17 protein-coding genes are annotated in these 13745 nt (G+C 33.6%); 16 read left to right on the top strand and 1 reads right to left on the bottom strand.

The window, feature by feature from the left end; all coding sequences use genetic code 11:
• Positions 1-75 precede the first annotated feature (75 nt).
• The gene (locus ACMAZI_RS02400) at positions 76-804 is read left to right on the top strand and encodes a hypothetical protein (RefSeq protein ID WP_412473859.1); all 729 of its coding nucleotides are present in this window, start codon (positions 76-78) and stop codon (positions 802-804) included.
• Here the strand turns inward: ACMAZI_RS02400 and ACMAZI_RS02405 are convergent.
• Positions 770-1144: a hypothetical protein gene (locus tag ACMAZI_RS02405; protein WP_412473858.1), complete on the bottom strand. Its 375-nt coding sequence runs from the start codon at positions 1142-1144 to the stop codon at positions 770-772. The two genes, ACMAZI_RS02400 and ACMAZI_RS02405, sit on opposite strands and share 35 nt — an antisense overlap.
• Positions 1145-1204: 60 nt before the next feature.
• Here ACMAZI_RS02405 and ACMAZI_RS02410 point away from each other — a divergent pair, with 60 nt between their 5' ends.
• From ACMAZI_RS02410 to ACMAZI_RS02480, 15 genes are all read left to right on the top strand, one after another.
• On the top strand, positions 1205-1741 hold the full coding sequence (locus ACMAZI_RS02410) for a hypothetical protein (RefSeq protein ID WP_412473857.1): 537 nt from the start codon (positions 1205-1207) through the stop codon (positions 1739-1741).
• A 12-nt stretch (positions 1742-1753) separates the two neighbouring features.
• The gene (locus ACMAZI_RS02415; RefSeq protein ID WP_412473856.1) at positions 1754-2758 is read left to right on the top strand and encodes a radical SAM protein; all 1005 of its coding nucleotides are present in this window, start codon (positions 1754-1756) and stop codon (positions 2756-2758) included.
• Positions 2748-2963: a hypothetical protein gene (locus ACMAZI_RS02420; protein ID WP_412473855.1), complete on the top strand. Its 216-nt coding sequence runs from the start codon at positions 2748-2750 to the stop codon at positions 2961-2963. The genes ACMAZI_RS02415 and ACMAZI_RS02420 overlap by 11 nt, the downstream gene beginning before the upstream one ends.
• Complete coding sequence (locus ACMAZI_RS02425; protein WP_412473854.1) at positions 2963-4180, top strand: radical SAM protein; 1218 nt, start codon at positions 2963-2965, stop codon at positions 4178-4180. Before ACMAZI_RS02420 ends, ACMAZI_RS02425 begins: the two co-directional genes overlap by 1 nt.
• Positions 4170-4748, top strand: a complete 579-nt coding sequence (locus ACMAZI_RS02430) for a hypothetical protein (RefSeq protein ID WP_412473853.1) — start codon at positions 4170-4172, stop codon at positions 4746-4748. Before ACMAZI_RS02425 ends, ACMAZI_RS02430 begins: the two co-directional genes overlap by 11 nt.
• 14 nt (positions 4749-4762) lie before the next feature.
• Complete coding sequence (locus tag ACMAZI_RS02435; RefSeq protein ID WP_412473852.1) at positions 4763-5371, top strand: hypothetical protein; 609 nt, start codon at positions 4763-4765, stop codon at positions 5369-5371.
• A 250-nt stretch (positions 5372-5621) separates the two neighbouring features.
• A complete protein-coding gene (locus ACMAZI_RS02440; protein ID WP_412473851.1) occupies positions 5622-6158 on the top strand; it encodes a hypothetical protein in 537 nt (178 codons plus the stop codon).
• A 1-nt stretch (position 6159) separates the two neighbouring features.
• On the top strand, positions 6160-7080 hold the full coding sequence (locus tag ACMAZI_RS02445; RefSeq protein WP_334677909.1) for a hypothetical protein: 921 nt from the start codon (positions 6160-6162) through the stop codon (positions 7078-7080).
• Positions 7070-8101, top strand: a complete 1032-nt coding sequence (locus tag ACMAZI_RS02450; protein WP_412473850.1) for a radical SAM protein — start codon at positions 7070-7072, stop codon at positions 8099-8101. Before ACMAZI_RS02445 ends, ACMAZI_RS02450 begins: the two co-directional genes overlap by 11 nt.
• A 7-nt stretch (positions 8102-8108) precedes the next feature.
• Complete coding sequence (locus tag ACMAZI_RS02455; RefSeq protein ID WP_412473849.1) at positions 8109-9050, top strand: radical SAM protein; 942 nt, start codon at positions 8109-8111, stop codon at positions 9048-9050.
• Positions 9050-9988, top strand: coding sequence for a radical SAM protein (locus ACMAZI_RS02460; RefSeq protein ID WP_412473848.1), 939 nt, complete (start codon positions 9050-9052; stop codon positions 9986-9988). Before ACMAZI_RS02455 ends, ACMAZI_RS02460 begins: the two co-directional genes overlap by 1 nt.
• Positions 9978-10907 carry a radical SAM protein gene (locus tag ACMAZI_RS02465; protein WP_334677911.1) on the top strand — a complete coding sequence of 310 codons (930 nt, stop codon included), beginning with the start codon at positions 9978-9980 and terminating at the stop codon, positions 10905-10907. Before ACMAZI_RS02460 ends, ACMAZI_RS02465 begins: the two co-directional genes overlap by 11 nt.
• On the top strand, positions 10907-11812 hold the full coding sequence (locus ACMAZI_RS02470) for a radical SAM protein (protein WP_412473847.1): 906 nt from the start codon (positions 10907-10909) through the stop codon (positions 11810-11812). Before ACMAZI_RS02465 ends, ACMAZI_RS02470 begins: the two co-directional genes overlap by 1 nt.
• Positions 11809-12903, top strand: coding sequence for a hypothetical protein (locus ACMAZI_RS02475; RefSeq protein ID WP_412473846.1), 1095 nt, complete (start codon positions 11809-11811; stop codon positions 12901-12903). Before ACMAZI_RS02470 ends, ACMAZI_RS02475 begins: the two co-directional genes overlap by 4 nt.
• 5 nt (positions 12904-12908) lie before the next feature.
• On the top strand, positions 12909-13745 hold the full coding sequence (locus ACMAZI_RS02480) for a hypothetical protein (protein WP_412473845.1): 837 nt from the start codon (positions 12909-12911) through the stop codon (positions 13743-13745).

Genomic DNA, 13745 nt, shown 5'->3' on the forward strand with positions numbered 1-13745 from the left:
TTCTTTAGTTGGAATCTCTTTAGTACAACGAGAGGCCAGTAGATGTTGAGTACGATATCTCAGATATTTTACCTCATGACTTTTCCACTTGTGAGTATGTATCTTTATGAAGGCTATGAAGTTCAAAACTCTGGTAATTGGGTTGCAAGCTTACTACCCTCATTAAATTCAATCACACCACTAATAATACTTTGGGCCATTTCAATATTTGGCTCAATAGGCTCCTTTTTACGTAAATACTTTCGTATTTTATATTCTCTTTTACTCTTTTTAATTATCGCTTTAACAAATGGTGCCGATTTTGATCATGATCTATTTGCTTGGTTTTATATTTCTATTCTTTTTATATTTGAAGGAAGAGATGAAAAAAGTGACAAAGCAATTTTAGATTTTTCTAAACTTACCATTGTTCTCATTTATTTTATGTCTGGATTCTGGAAATTATTTTATTCATTTAAAGCATTTTTTAATGAAAGCCTTGGATATTTTCACTTTGAAGGACTAAGAGAGATAATTAAGGAATCACACCTTTTAACAAATCATAGCTGGCCGATCATAGATATAATCCCAAGTGTTATTCTATTTCTAATTGGTCTAGGGATCGTAATCTTAGAACTTTCAGGGTTATTTCTATATTTCAAAAAACGCTCATACCTTTATCTATGGGCCAGTTCTATTATAATATTTCATCTGTTAACTGTCTTAACAATGAGGGTGGAGTTTGTATCGAATATTATATTGATAGGGATAATTTTCTGTTCTAAAAATTTTAAGACAAAACAATCCAACCCATATCCTCATTAATATATTGAAGTGTGAAGTTTCTTGAGTGACTAATATTAATATTTTCTTCTACACTAAGTTGCCCACTTTTCGAGGCAATCTTAGAGCCTTTTGGATCAAGTATTGGGCTAGGAGACCACTTTGTTTTTACAACCTTAAAATGAATTACAGAGTCAATTTCTGCCGGAGCTTGAGGTAATTCGTATACCATTCCACTTTTCAAAGTTACACATGTCCTATTTGCATTTGTTATTAAGAAGTTACTAGTACCAGCTTTCTTTATACGAGAAATACTATGGGCAAGCGCCTTGTATGTGAAAAGGGAGAAAATTGTTGTGAAAATAAAATTTCTTCGTTTCATATTATTATTATATACTATAACTAGATTTCAAAAAATAAAAATATATATGAAGGAGATCTTATGGCAGCAACACTAAGAAGAGCTAATATTACACCAACTGGAGCCGGTGCTGGTAACCATACATTAAATACTGGGGATGATCTTTATTATTCCCAACAATTTAAAGCTTCTCGTGTGTGGAATTCTGTATGGAATGATATTGCAGATTTTCAGCTTCTAAATGATGAGCTAAAGCCTGGTAAATGTTATTATGATACTATTGAAGGTGCTCGTATTTGTAATGAGAGATGCCAACTAAGCGTAGTAGGAATTGCATCTGATACATTTGGTTTTGGTGTAGGTCAAGGCAACTCTGGAGTAGAAGTGCCAATTGCAATTGGTGGATGGGTTTTGGCTTATGTTGATAAAGACTATGAGCCTGGAACACCGCTAACAAATGATGAGCATGGTAACCTTACTGAAATGACATTACAGGAAAAAAGAGATTATCCTGAAAGATTAGTAGCTATATATAAAAAACCAGAGCTTAAAGAGAGCTTTGGCGATAAAAATCATCAGATTGAAGTTGATGGACGTCACTGGGTGAAGGTAAAATAAAAAGGATTTTAGATGATAGTCTTGTCAATAGCTTTCTCGGAAGCTTGCAACTTAGATTGTAGTTACTGCAATGTTGATAAGCTTTCTAAGAAATCCATTAATACTGACTTATTCTTTGAGTCCTACGAAAAAGTACGTTCTAAAAACCCTGAAGAGCTTATTCAAGTAGATTTCTATGGGGGAGAGCCTCTCCTACATTGGGATAAAATCGTTACAGTAACTAAAGAACTAAAAGATGATCCCAATGTGCAATTCTATATGCCAACCAACGGTCTTTTACTTGATGATGAAAAAGTTGAATTTTTAAATGCTAATAAAGTTAGAGTCTCATTATCATATGATGGCCTATGGCAGGATATAAATCGCAATCAGCATGATGGCCGTGGTACCAATTATCTTTATCAAAAAAAGCTCCCAATAATAAAAAAGCTGAATGATCTCTCATGTCATTCAATGATTTACTCTGGAAATAATAATATATTAGAAAATCATCTCTATATTAAAAAAGTCCTTAATCTCAATCCTGATTTGACATTAATTCGAGATGTGGATGTTTGGACCAATGAAAGTGCACAAGAAGTGAATTATGGCTTTAGCGAGTTAGTGGATTGGTATATTGAAAACGTCGATAATGTTGAAATGCCAAAAATTATACTCACTTATCTAAGGCATATTTTACGCTACACAGCTAAAGATGTACGCATAGATTATTGTGGTGCCGGAGATACTCATTTATCCTTCTCTGAAGATAAGCTAATTGCCTGTAATCGCTTCAAAGATGACGACTTATATCTAAAAATCCCAGAATACAAAAATATGGCAGCCTGTGAGTCTTGTTCGGTAAAAAATTACTGTAGAAAAGGCTGTTTGTATGAGAACATTAAAAATGAAGGCCCAATTGAAAGTATTTGTTTTATGTATAAGCACTTCTATAAAGAAGTACAACGCATGATAAAAACTTTAAAAGGGAATGAATATTTTAAACGAATCTTGAAGCGAGAAATTTATGAATCTTAACTCTTTAAATCGTAGCATGTATATGACTGCTCAGCATCTTTATGAAGCTAGTAAACATATGATGTCTATACATCCAGATTATGCAGAAAGGCTTCTTTTAGAAGCAGATCAAATCTTACAAGCAATACAGGTACCTAAAGAGAAAGTCTCTGAGGAAAAACTTGATGATATTCTTAATGAGATTTTAAATACGGAGATTGAATAATGGTTGCTTATAATATTGAAAATCCTGCAAAAATGCAGTTTAAATTAAAGAAATACTTTAATCTTGAAATTACGACATCAGCCTTATGTGATCTTAATTGCACATATTGCTTTGAAGGAGAGAAAGTTGATAAAGCTAGATTAGATGATGAACTTCCGACAATTTTTAAAAGAATTGACAGTATTCTTGCAAACAAAGATTGGTTTCAAGCAAAGTACGATGGTCTCAATATTTCATTATGGGGTGGAGAGCCAACTTTAAATCCTAACTTTATTATTGAGCTTATGAATAAGTACAAAGATCACGACAATGTTGATTTTCATATGTACACAAATGCATTCAATATTCATAATATGATGAAAATCGTTGATAACGTGGATACTTCAAAGTTAAACATTCAGGTTTCTTATGATGGTCGAGCAGTGAATGATAACTATCGTTTAATGAAGAACAAGAAGCCTTCAAGTAATCAGGTAATCAATAATCTGTATAAACTGGCTGACTTAGGATTGAATGTGAGTATGAAGGCTACTCTTCCTATTGATAGTATGGATAGTCTTCATCAATGTTGGTTAGATTATCATGATATCCAAAAATTACTATGGAAAGCATCTAAAGATATTCAAATTAATTACGCTCCAACAATTGACTACGCAACAAAGTTTTCTCTTGAGGAGAAAAAAGAGGCCATAAAAGTATTTAGAAGTGAGTTTTTAAAAATCGCAAAGGAAGAGATTGCATTTTATAACGAACATGGTCGTTTCTTATGCTCTTGGTTTGGAGGAGAGGATAATAGAAAGCACTGCTCTGCTGGTTTAAATATGGCCGCAATTGATCAAAGAGGAAACCTTTATGCATGCCATGGAGCAATATATTCAAAACATAAAGAAGAACTTGCTTATGGTGAACTTGCTGATGAAGACTTTGTCGAAAAAATTAGTGCATATACAAAGAAGTTCGAAGAACCTTTAAAGACAATTCATAAAGATTGTCAGGATTGCGTAGCTACCACATGTATGATTTGTCCTGTTGCAAGTCATGAAAAGAGTGAAAAAACAGATTTTTTTGATAAGTGGACTGATAATTGGGTTAATGAACTATGTGGTTTCTTCAAAGCATTTGGTGAAATTGACCGTGCTGTTCAAAAACACGTATTCTCGACGAATGCAGTTAAGCAGGAACAGTACTTTCAAAAGGAGGCTTCTAATGGCTTGTAGTGGAAGTCATTGTACAAATCATGGATACGCTTGGACCTCTCAAGGTTGCGGTGGACACAGGTCAACTTGTGCTACAAATAGGGCCTTAAGTTTCACAAATGCAAACCTAGATCCAGGTGATCGAATAAACCATGCTCATATTAAAAACTTAAGAGATCAAATCGCAAGTGAATTGGCTGCGAGAGGAAGTCATGCTTTCTATTCAACTGTTCAACCTTCTCCTTTCCCAAACAAAGGGGATGAAGTTAGAACAGCAACGGTTTCAAATATTTCTAGTGCAAAGGATTCTGCAGTACCAGAAATCGATAGTATTGGAAGCACTGCGAGATTAAGATCACCCGCCGATAATGCGCCAAGAACACCTGATGATAATAGTTATAGTGGAAATGTTTTTCTTCAAAATTGGCACTTCAAGTCTTCTGTTCAGCAAGGAGACGAAATTTTAGGTAGTGATATGAAAGAAATTGTTAATCAATATAATAATCTTCGTCGTGATTGTATTTGTCACACTGATTGTGACTGTAATGCTGTTTGTACATGCCATAATAACTGTGGGTGTCATTACTAAAAAGGAATTAAGTTATGATGTTATATGATGTAGCTTCAGTAGAAGATAGGGGAAGTCATTGGTATGTTACAAATGTTTACCCTCATAATATGGATACGATTGAAAAACCAGAAAAGCTTTTGAATCTTTCTGCTGTTTCCTCGTCTTTAATTAAGGAGGCAATGAGAAAAGGTTTCGAGGTTAGAATTGCTAAGCCTATTGAGTTTAACGAAGTTATGCCTCACGAAATCAAAATTATCGAAGGTGATGAGAGTGATGTAAACTTTGCTAGAGAATCCGCAACAAAAAAAGCAAGAATGGTTATTACGCACGATTTAGCTTCAATTAGTGGTTTTACTTTTTATAGTTTTATGTGCCTTAATAATGAACTTTGTGACAAAGGCTTCTTTATTACTGCTGAAAATAGAGAATCTAAATATCTTGAAATTTTAGAAACAGGTAACGAAGAACTTATCCAGAAGCTAGAGGACTACTTAAATACAAAAGATCAAATTGAAAGGGTCGCAGCTCTTAACAAGAAGTTTGATCACTTTAGAAAGCTAATTACTGAAGAAGAGGATCTAGAAAAAATCGAAGATCTAACAAATAAGTTCTTAGAGGATTATTATTCAACATTCTTTTAGAGTTATACTCTATTCACAAAAAGATCATCGTAAAGTAAATGGAACATTATTTTACTGCTTCGAGTATTTTCTTTTTTCAAGAGCTCGAAGCAGTGATGTCAAATTTGTTCTCTATAATTGTACAGAAGAAGAGCGCATTGGCTGGATTAAGGTATTTAAAGAAAGATATCACTTTCCAGATGAGTATCTATCTGACTTCATCGTTACCCAAAGAGTTTATGATATTTACAAATTAAAACCTAAGAGATGCATGATTTTAGATATTCATACACTTAAGCTTTTAGGAGAAACGATTCCTTGTAATCTAGTTGTCTTTTCTAATGAAGGCCATGACATGCAAAGATACAAGATGAAGAAGGTCAAGTATTTCGGATTCTACGAGTATCAAAACTTTGATGAGCAAGAACTTCTTAAATTCTCTTTTGGTAATTATAAAGAGCTTGGAAAGGTTTCTGACTACGTCTTTGTAAATACACCTTCTCTTGATTATTCAAATATTAAAATACCTGAGGAATATAGAGAACGTAATATAATATATAAAATCGCTAATAGGCATCACGAGAATCTACATGAAAAGTTTGATACGATGCTCTATTACCAATCAGCTAAAGTTGATACAAATAATCGACTTGTTCCTGAAAGTTTATACTACAAAAAGAAGGTCGAAATCTTCAAGAGTGTTATACAAGACTCCGTAAATATGCGTTATAATGATATTTTATTAAACGGATTTGAGGCTTATCACTTAGACGAAGAAGATAAGCTAATTCAAGCATTTTTGGATTAGTATGATTTTAAGACTAGATAAAGATAATTATGATCTCTGGCTCACCTATAGTTGGAGTGCGAATAATCATGGTCTTTGTGGTCACACATATGAGGTGATCGACTATTATCTCTTTCTTAAAGATTATATGCGCGTCGGGATCCTCTTATGCGAAGATATTGACTGGCCAATGTTTCGTGCATCGATTGTTGGAAAATATATCATTTCTGAAGAAGAGCTAGTCCAGCTTGAAAAAGATACTCTCTTTGTAAATAGACCTAATCTTATACATGCAAATAATATCCTCTTTACCGATGGTGGAGCTAAGTCTCTGGAAGGTAAGCATATCTTAGCGCATAAAATATTTCACTTTGCTTGTGGTGATAAGGAGCTACAAGATAACGATAAGGATAATGTATTTATTCTTCAAGATAAGCGTATTTATCGTGATTGTAAGAATGCTATTGATTATAAGAAACGTATCAACTTTAATCGCCTGAAAAAGCCAACAAAATCAGCACGTTGTAATCTTCTATATGGCACAAAAAATTGTCGAAATATTCCAGATCAAATGTATTTTGATCTGTTGGAAAAATATGATGGAGACTTTTTGTGCTTAACTAACAAAGAGAATCGCCCTGAGGGACGATTAGAGGGACTCTCAGAGCGTTTTGAGTTTCCTGAGATGCCCGTGCCGGATTTATTTGAGAAGTTTGATAGATACATCTATACGCCCGTTCCTCGTAAGTTTGATTGTAGTCCCCGTATGATCTCAGAATGCAAATTTTTTGATAAAGAGGTTGTGTATTATAATATAGATTACTGGGATGAGGACAAAGGCCTCTATTGGAGAAAGTGGGATATCGATAATGACTTTGAATCGATATTTCTTCAAGAAGGCGATCCCATACTAGAAATCTTGGGAGAACATATTGGATTATAATATTTTTAGCCATTCAGGTTTGAGGCTAATTAATGATAAATTCAATAAGAGAGCAAAGCTCGATACTGGAACATTCTGTAATTACGAATGTTATTTTTGCTATTACCTCGATGATCTTGATAAAGTCACACCTCTTGAAGTCATTAAAGAACGTGCAAAGAAAATCTATAATTGTGGAATGCGAGAAATCGATCTAAGTGGTGGTGAGAGCTCAGTACACCGTGATTGGTTTGCAATTCTTGATTATTGTAATGAGTTAGGCTTTACGAATATCTCAGCTCTTACTAATGGTGCTAAATTTGCAAACTTGGCATTTTGTAAGAAGTCTCAAGAGCATGGCCTTACGGAGCTACTCTTTAGTCTGCATGGAGTAAATGAAGAGAATCATGACACAATAGTTGGAAGAAAGGGCGCATTTCGAAAAATGCTGAAGGCCATTTCAAATTGCCAAGAAATAGGAATCAAAGTTCGTATCAATTGTACCGTTACAGACAAGAATGCTGAGCTTCTTGGAGAGTATGTAACATTGATAAATAAGATAAAGCCATATCAACTTAACTTCCTACCTTTAAATTATTGGGAAGATGCTGATCGTCTTGAATCACAAAGCTATGAACACTTAAGTAAGTATATAAAAAAAGCTATCGATAATTTAGATGATGGTATTCAGATTAATGTACGCTATATCCCATTTTGTTTTATGCAGGGGTATGAGAAATATGTAGTAGGTGTTTATCAACATATCTATGATCGTAATGATTGGAATATTTATGCATATGATGTGGAAAAAATAGAAGAAAAGATTTTGGATACAAAAGAGTATTTCGAAGTTGCTGCACAAAAAAGAAAGCATACATATACAAAAGGTAAGAAATGTTTCAATTGTAAATACTTCTTTGTGTGTGATGGTGTTGAAAAGAAAATATCAAAAGTTCAGGAAGTATATCCAGTTGAAGGTGAGAAGATAGATGATGTTCTTTACTATCGACGTGGTCATTATCCTGAATGTGATTATAAGTAGGTAAGTTATGGAAAAATTACCAGATTCATTGAGCAAAGAAGATATTCTCGAAATAGAACTCGAGTTAACAGGAACTTGTAATCTTGATTGCCCTCTTTGTTCAAGAAGTTATTCAAATGCTAAGCACTTGGTTAAATATAATGAAAGACCAGCAAGTGAGATTATTGCTCAATTAGATGAATACCCAAATATTAAAATGTGCTGTATGGCCGGAATGATATCTGAGCCTACTTTGCATAAAGAATTCTTTACTATAATGGAATATTTAATTGGGAGAGAAATCGAAGTAGAACTCTATTCAAATGCGTCACTTCATTCAACCGATTGGTGGAGAAAACTTGGGGCAATGATGAGTCCAAGAGATCATGTATTTTTCACAATATGTGGATCAACACAAGAACTTCATGAAAAGTATCGCGTTCGCTCAAGCTTACAACAAGTATTAGATAACCACGCTGCTTTTAAAGAAGGTTGTAAGTACGATATTGATTATCTGCAGCATATAAAGTTTGAATACAATGCCAAAGACTTTGAAAGTGATGCGATGAAAGACATTCGATCACGCTTTAGTCGAGAGTATAATATTAATACTCTACCTTATAACGAAAGATTTGGTTTTATTAAAGATGAGAAAAATGACATTGCTTTAACTGCTGATCTAGCAAGAAGTTATAACTTAATTACAAGACATGCTAAGCGACGTTATGAGAGAAACCAGACTGGCGAAATTAAATGCCAAATGCGCTGTAAAAGCTTAGAAGAAAAGTTTGTGGCAATTGACCAATGGGGAGAAATCTTTCCATGTTTCTTATATCGAATTTATAACGTCGGAGAAAAATTTAATCTCGACTATTCTAAAATAAACAAATTTAAGTACGACTTTTGCTATGAGTGCGAAGCAATGACAACCCAAATGCTAGAAGATATTGGTTTAGAGAGGATGGGATAATGAGTTGTAAGCAAACAACATTGCATCGAAGTGAGATTCTCGAACTTGAGATGGATCTAACGGGAACGTGTAATTTACGTTGTCCACTTTGTACAAGAAATTATGCTCATGCAGGTCACTTATTAAAAAGAAATGTACGTAGCTATAAAGAAATTAAAGAGCAACTAGATACATTCACTAATCTTGAAGTATTCTATATGGCCGGAAATATTTCTGAGCCGACACTTCATCCCGAAGTTAAAGAGATTTGTCGCTACCTTGTTGATCGAGGTGTTGCCATTGAACTTTTTACTAATGGTAGTACTCATAATCCAAAATGGTGGGCAGAATTAGGTGAGATTCTTTCATCTAATGATCGCATCTATTTTACAATCTGTGGTTCCACACAAGAACTTCATGAAAAATATCGAGTAGGTAGTAAGTTACAAGATATTTTAGATAATCATCAGGGCTTTATTTCAACAAATAAAGAGGGAATCGATCATATTCAACATATTATGTTCAAATATAATCGTGAAGATTATGAAAGTGAAGCGATGAAAAGTATTATTGCTCGATTTAGTAAGACCTTTAATGTTGATACTGAAGGGCAGAGAACTTTTAATGAATATGTAAAATCATTTGATAAGGATCTAATTCGTCCTGAGGATGAAAGAAAAAGGGCAATTGATGCTCTTTTTAATATAAAGCCAAAGCCAGGTGAAAGTTCGGATATTGAAATAAAGTGTATGAGCTTAAGAGATCGAAAAATTTATATTGATCAATTTGGCCAAATCTCACCTTGTTATGGCCATGCCGAATATGAAGGACCAGGTCATTTTTCTGGTGAAGTATTTGATTACGGTGAAGTTTTAAGTTTTAAGTTTAAGGATTGCTTTAAGTGTGAAAGGCGAATTCAAAAACTAATTGATGTAATGGAGTTGGACTTTGTCTGCTAGTAATGATGCCCTTATTCGTAGTGAGAGAATTGAATTAGATCTCACTGGAACATGTAATGCAAAGTGTCCTTTGTGTGCACGAAATTATAAGCATATAGAAGTAAAGTATAATGAACGCCATCTCAACGAGATCACAGATCAACTAGATCAATTCCCTAATGCAAAATATGTCCACTTAGTGGGAGCATTTTCAGAACCTACTTTATATCGTTCGATTTTTGATTTATGTCGCTATCTTCGTAAGAGAGATATTGCTATAGAAATATGTACAAATGGGGACACACATAACCCCGATTGGTGGGCGGAACTTGGAACGATCCTTGGGCCAGAAGATAGCGTTTACTTTACAATATGTGGTTCAACTCAAGAGTTACATGAAATATATCGAGTAAATACGAGTCTTGCTAATATTAGAGCAAATGCAAAAGCATTTCGTGAATCTAATCCATATGGAATTGATTATATTCAGCATATCCTATTTGACTACAATGCTAAAGACTTAGAAGACGGTAGTATGGATGAACTATTAAAAGAGTTCAGTAATATTAACCTAACCCAAACCTTATATCGTCGCGACACTGAAGTTTATAAGAATCCATTTAATTTGGATAAAATGCTTGTTACTCCTGAACTAAAAAGAAAGTACGACGTTATTATTAACTCTGCTAAGAAAAAATGGGGCGAGAAAGTTAGTGGAGGAAAAGATTACGATATCGACTGTCGCTCTTACCACAATAAAAGTATTCATATCGATCAGCACGGTACGGTCTTTCCTTGCTACGTTTGGTTAGAAGAAAGTCGACAAGATAAATGGGATTTAGATTATAAGAAAATTCAAAACTTTGAATATGAGTGTTGCCAAATTTGTGAAAAGAACTGCAAACGTTTAATGGATATGTGGGAGCTTGAGATTCTATAATGCAATATAATAAATTTGTTGAATTTATAGAACTTAGTTTAAATAATAGCTGTCAATTACAGTGTCAGGGATGTCCAAGTTTAAATCCAGGACATAAGAATAAGCGTGAGTTAGATTTCTCAAAAGTTCTTCCCATTATAAAAGATTTTAATCCAAAAGAAGTCTTTGTTTGTGGAAATGACGGAGAACCTCTAGAGCATAGTGATATAAACACTATTCTTGAACAGCTTGGCGAAAATTTTAATCAAGATATCTTGATTGCTACAAATGGTGAAAATCTAATGTCACTTGATGTAAAGCGGTTATCTAAATATGAAAATATTGTGTACCAGGTTGCTATAGATGGACCAACTCAAGAGATTCACGAACTTACGCGAAATGGTGGGAATCTCGAATTAGTTTTCAAAAATATTACTCAGTTAAAAGATAAACTCAATATTGAATTAATATTTTCACGTCACAAGCTTAATGAAGAGTATGCAATTAAAACAGCAGATCTTGTTAGGGATAAGTTTGGATTAGATCTCCTTTTTAGAGATACGACTCTTGTAACAGATAGAATCAGACCTCCAAAGAATAAGAGCCTGAGAGGGAATATGGACTTTCTCTACAAGAAGAATCATTCAGCTCCAGTTAAGCCTTGGTTTAAAAGAATATATATAAACTCTGATGGTAATTGTTACCCTTGTGTTTCATTTATTTATGGTAAAACAAAAGTTGAGCCAATAAGTATTTATTCATATAATCATACCTTTGAGTTCTTTTCAGACTTTATTAAATTCTCAAAAGAGTTTTGTCGCTGCTTTCAGGCCCTTGGGAATACGACTCAATGTAAATTAAATTGTGATTTCTATATGAATAATTTTGAATATGATAATTTAGAAAGTATTAGGAAAATATCGTGATAAATAGTAATACCTCATTTGGTAAGTTAAATTCTATAATTGTTGGAAGAGAGTTAGAAATTAGTAAAAGAATTGCTGACTTTACGTTTCAACATTTTTACGGCGAAAATTTAACTCACGCTGTCTATGATCGCTTAGAACACGGTGGTCAAGAATATTATGTTAATCATGAGTTACTATTAAAAAGAAATGAGCAATTAGATAATTTAGCGGCTACATTTGAAAAATTAGGAGTTAAAGTTTACAGGCCTGAGCGACTTGGTGAAGTTGTTACGATTAAAACACCTGATTATAAAACTGAACTTTCTAGTGCTAGTAATGTAAGGGATCTCTCTCTCGTCTATCGTGATTATATAATTGAAACACCTACATATGTAAGAAATCGCTTTTTTGAAAATACGCTCCTTTATAATGTTTATAACAAACTCTTTGACGGGGGGCGAGGTGGAAAATGGATTCGCTCACCACATAATAAACTTGTTGAAGAGGCCATGGACTTAAGTGAGTGGAATTCTAAAAGAGATTATGAAAATTTTGATCGTAGTAAATATACTATGGCCATTGATGGCGCACAATTTCTAAGAATCGGAAAAGATGTTATTGTAAATGTAAATTCATATAATCATTTCTTAGGACTTGAGTGGGTGAAGTCATTTTTTCCTGAATCTAACTTCCATACCGTTAATGTTGCTGATAACCATATTGATGGTGTTCTCGTTTGCTTAAAACCTGGTACTTTCTTAGTTAATCCTAAGTATAGAAATATAAAAGATTTCTTACCTGAAAAATTTAAGAATTGGGAATGTCTATTCCCTGATGATTATAAGGCGGAGCCCGTTATTGAATCTGGGAAAACTGATATTGATATTCAACTTGCAAGTACGAGAGGAATGGATATTAATATTGTAAATATAGATGAAAAAAATGTGCTTGTTAGTGAAAGTGCATCTAACGTGATTGAGCTTTTGGATAAGCATGGTTTTATTCCTCACCCAGTTAGGCTCGAAAATTGTGAGATCTTTGGTGGTGGAATACACTGTTCCACGCTCGATACACATAGAGATGACGAATATATCGATTATACAAAGTAGAACGTATGAAAATTGCTCTTATTACAATGATTGAAAGTAATGGCCGAAGTACAAATGATGACAATGGTATTACTTTTGAAAATCAAAGATATTATGAAGACGAAGCTATTCTGTGTTTTGAGAATTGGCGTAAAAATGGTGGGGATTTAAGTGATATACCAATCTATACTTATTGTCCGTCCAAACACGTTGTAAGTGCCAAAACGAAAGAAAAATTTAAAGAATTGAATGTAACCTATATTGAAAAATATCATGAAGAAACTGAAGAATTTGAATCTGGTTTTATAAATGTACCATTTTGTGGAATGTTACTCGAAAGAGAACTTAAAGAGGATATCCTGATCCACATTGATCTTGATATGAACCTTATTAAACCAATTGATCAAACTCTTTTTGATATTGTTTGTAATGGGAAAATCGTAGTTGGACAATACGACGATATATCAAAGAAGGATCAACGCTTCATAGGAGAAGACTGGGATAATCCTCTTGATACAGGCTTTATTATATCAAGAAGAGACAGTGGTTTTTATCACTACTTTTTTAAAGAGTTAATGAAACTTTACGAAACAAATGGTGATGAGAGGTGGCAGAAGTATTGTAGTAATGTAGAAAAATACTTTTTAGAGGAATACGTTATAGAAAAAGCGTATAATGAAGGAAAGCTAGATATCTATCCTATTCAATACTATCAAGTAGGTGAAGGTTACGCTTCAGTTAATACCTTTCCTAAAGACCGATTAAGCAATATATACTTTTGGCATGAACATCTCTATCCAAACTCGAAATATGATAAAGTGAGAGAGAGAATAGCATATTTTAAACGTATGAAAGAGGTTTGA

The organism is Halobacteriovorax sp. YZS-3-1, assembly GCF_047084945.1.
Classification (GTDB): Bacteria; Bdellovibrionota; Bacteriovoracia; order Bacteriovoracales; family Bacteriovoracaceae; genus Halobacteriovorax_A; species Halobacteriovorax_A vibrionivorans.

Bases quoted from the DNA above. Each gene is read 5' to 3' on its own strand.
- ACMAZI_RS02400 (WP_412473859.1), top strand. From the start codon at position 76: ATGACTTTTCCACTTGTGAGTATGTATCTTTATGAAGGCTATGAAGTT.
- ACMAZI_RS02405 (WP_412473858.1), bottom strand. From the start codon at position 1,144: ATGAAACGAAGAAATTTTATTTTCACAACAATTTTCTCCCTTTTCACA.
- ACMAZI_RS02410 (WP_412473857.1), top strand. From the start codon at position 1,205: ATGGCAGCAACACTAAGAAGAGCTAATATTACACCAACTGGAGCCGGT.
- ACMAZI_RS02415 (WP_412473856.1), top strand. From the start codon at position 1,754: ATGATAGTCTTGTCAATAGCTTTCTCGGAAGCTTGCAACTTAGATTGT.
- ACMAZI_RS02420 (WP_412473855.1), top strand. From the start codon at position 2,748: ATGAATCTTAACTCTTTAAATCGTAGCATGTATATGACTGCTCAGCAT.
- ACMAZI_RS02425 (WP_412473854.1), top strand. From the start codon at position 2,963: ATGGTTGCTTATAATATTGAAAATCCTGCAAAAATGCAGTTTAAATTA.
- ACMAZI_RS02430 (WP_412473853.1), top strand. From the start codon at position 4,170: ATGGCTTGTAGTGGAAGTCATTGTACAAATCATGGATACGCTTGGACC.
- ACMAZI_RS02435 (WP_412473852.1), top strand. From the start codon at position 4,763: ATGATGTTATATGATGTAGCTTCAGTAGAAGATAGGGGAAGTCATTGG.
- ACMAZI_RS02440 (WP_412473851.1), top strand. From the start codon at position 5,622: ATGATTTTAGATATTCATACACTTAAGCTTTTAGGAGAAACGATTCCT.
- ACMAZI_RS02445 (WP_334677909.1), top strand. From the start codon at position 6,160: ATGATTTTAAGACTAGATAAAGATAATTATGATCTCTGGCTCACCTAT.
- ACMAZI_RS02455 (WP_412473849.1), top strand. From the start codon at position 8,109: ATGGAAAAATTACCAGATTCATTGAGCAAAGAAGATATTCTCGAAATA.
- ACMAZI_RS02460 (WP_412473848.1), top strand. From the start codon at position 9,050: ATGAGTTGTAAGCAAACAACATTGCATCGAAGTGAGATTCTCGAACTT.
- ACMAZI_RS02470 (WP_412473847.1), top strand. From the start codon at position 10,907: ATGCAATATAATAAATTTGTTGAATTTATAGAACTTAGTTTAAATAAT.
- ACMAZI_RS02480 (WP_412473845.1), top strand. From the start codon at position 12,909: ATGAAAATTGCTCTTATTACAATGATTGAAAGTAATGGCCGAAGTACA.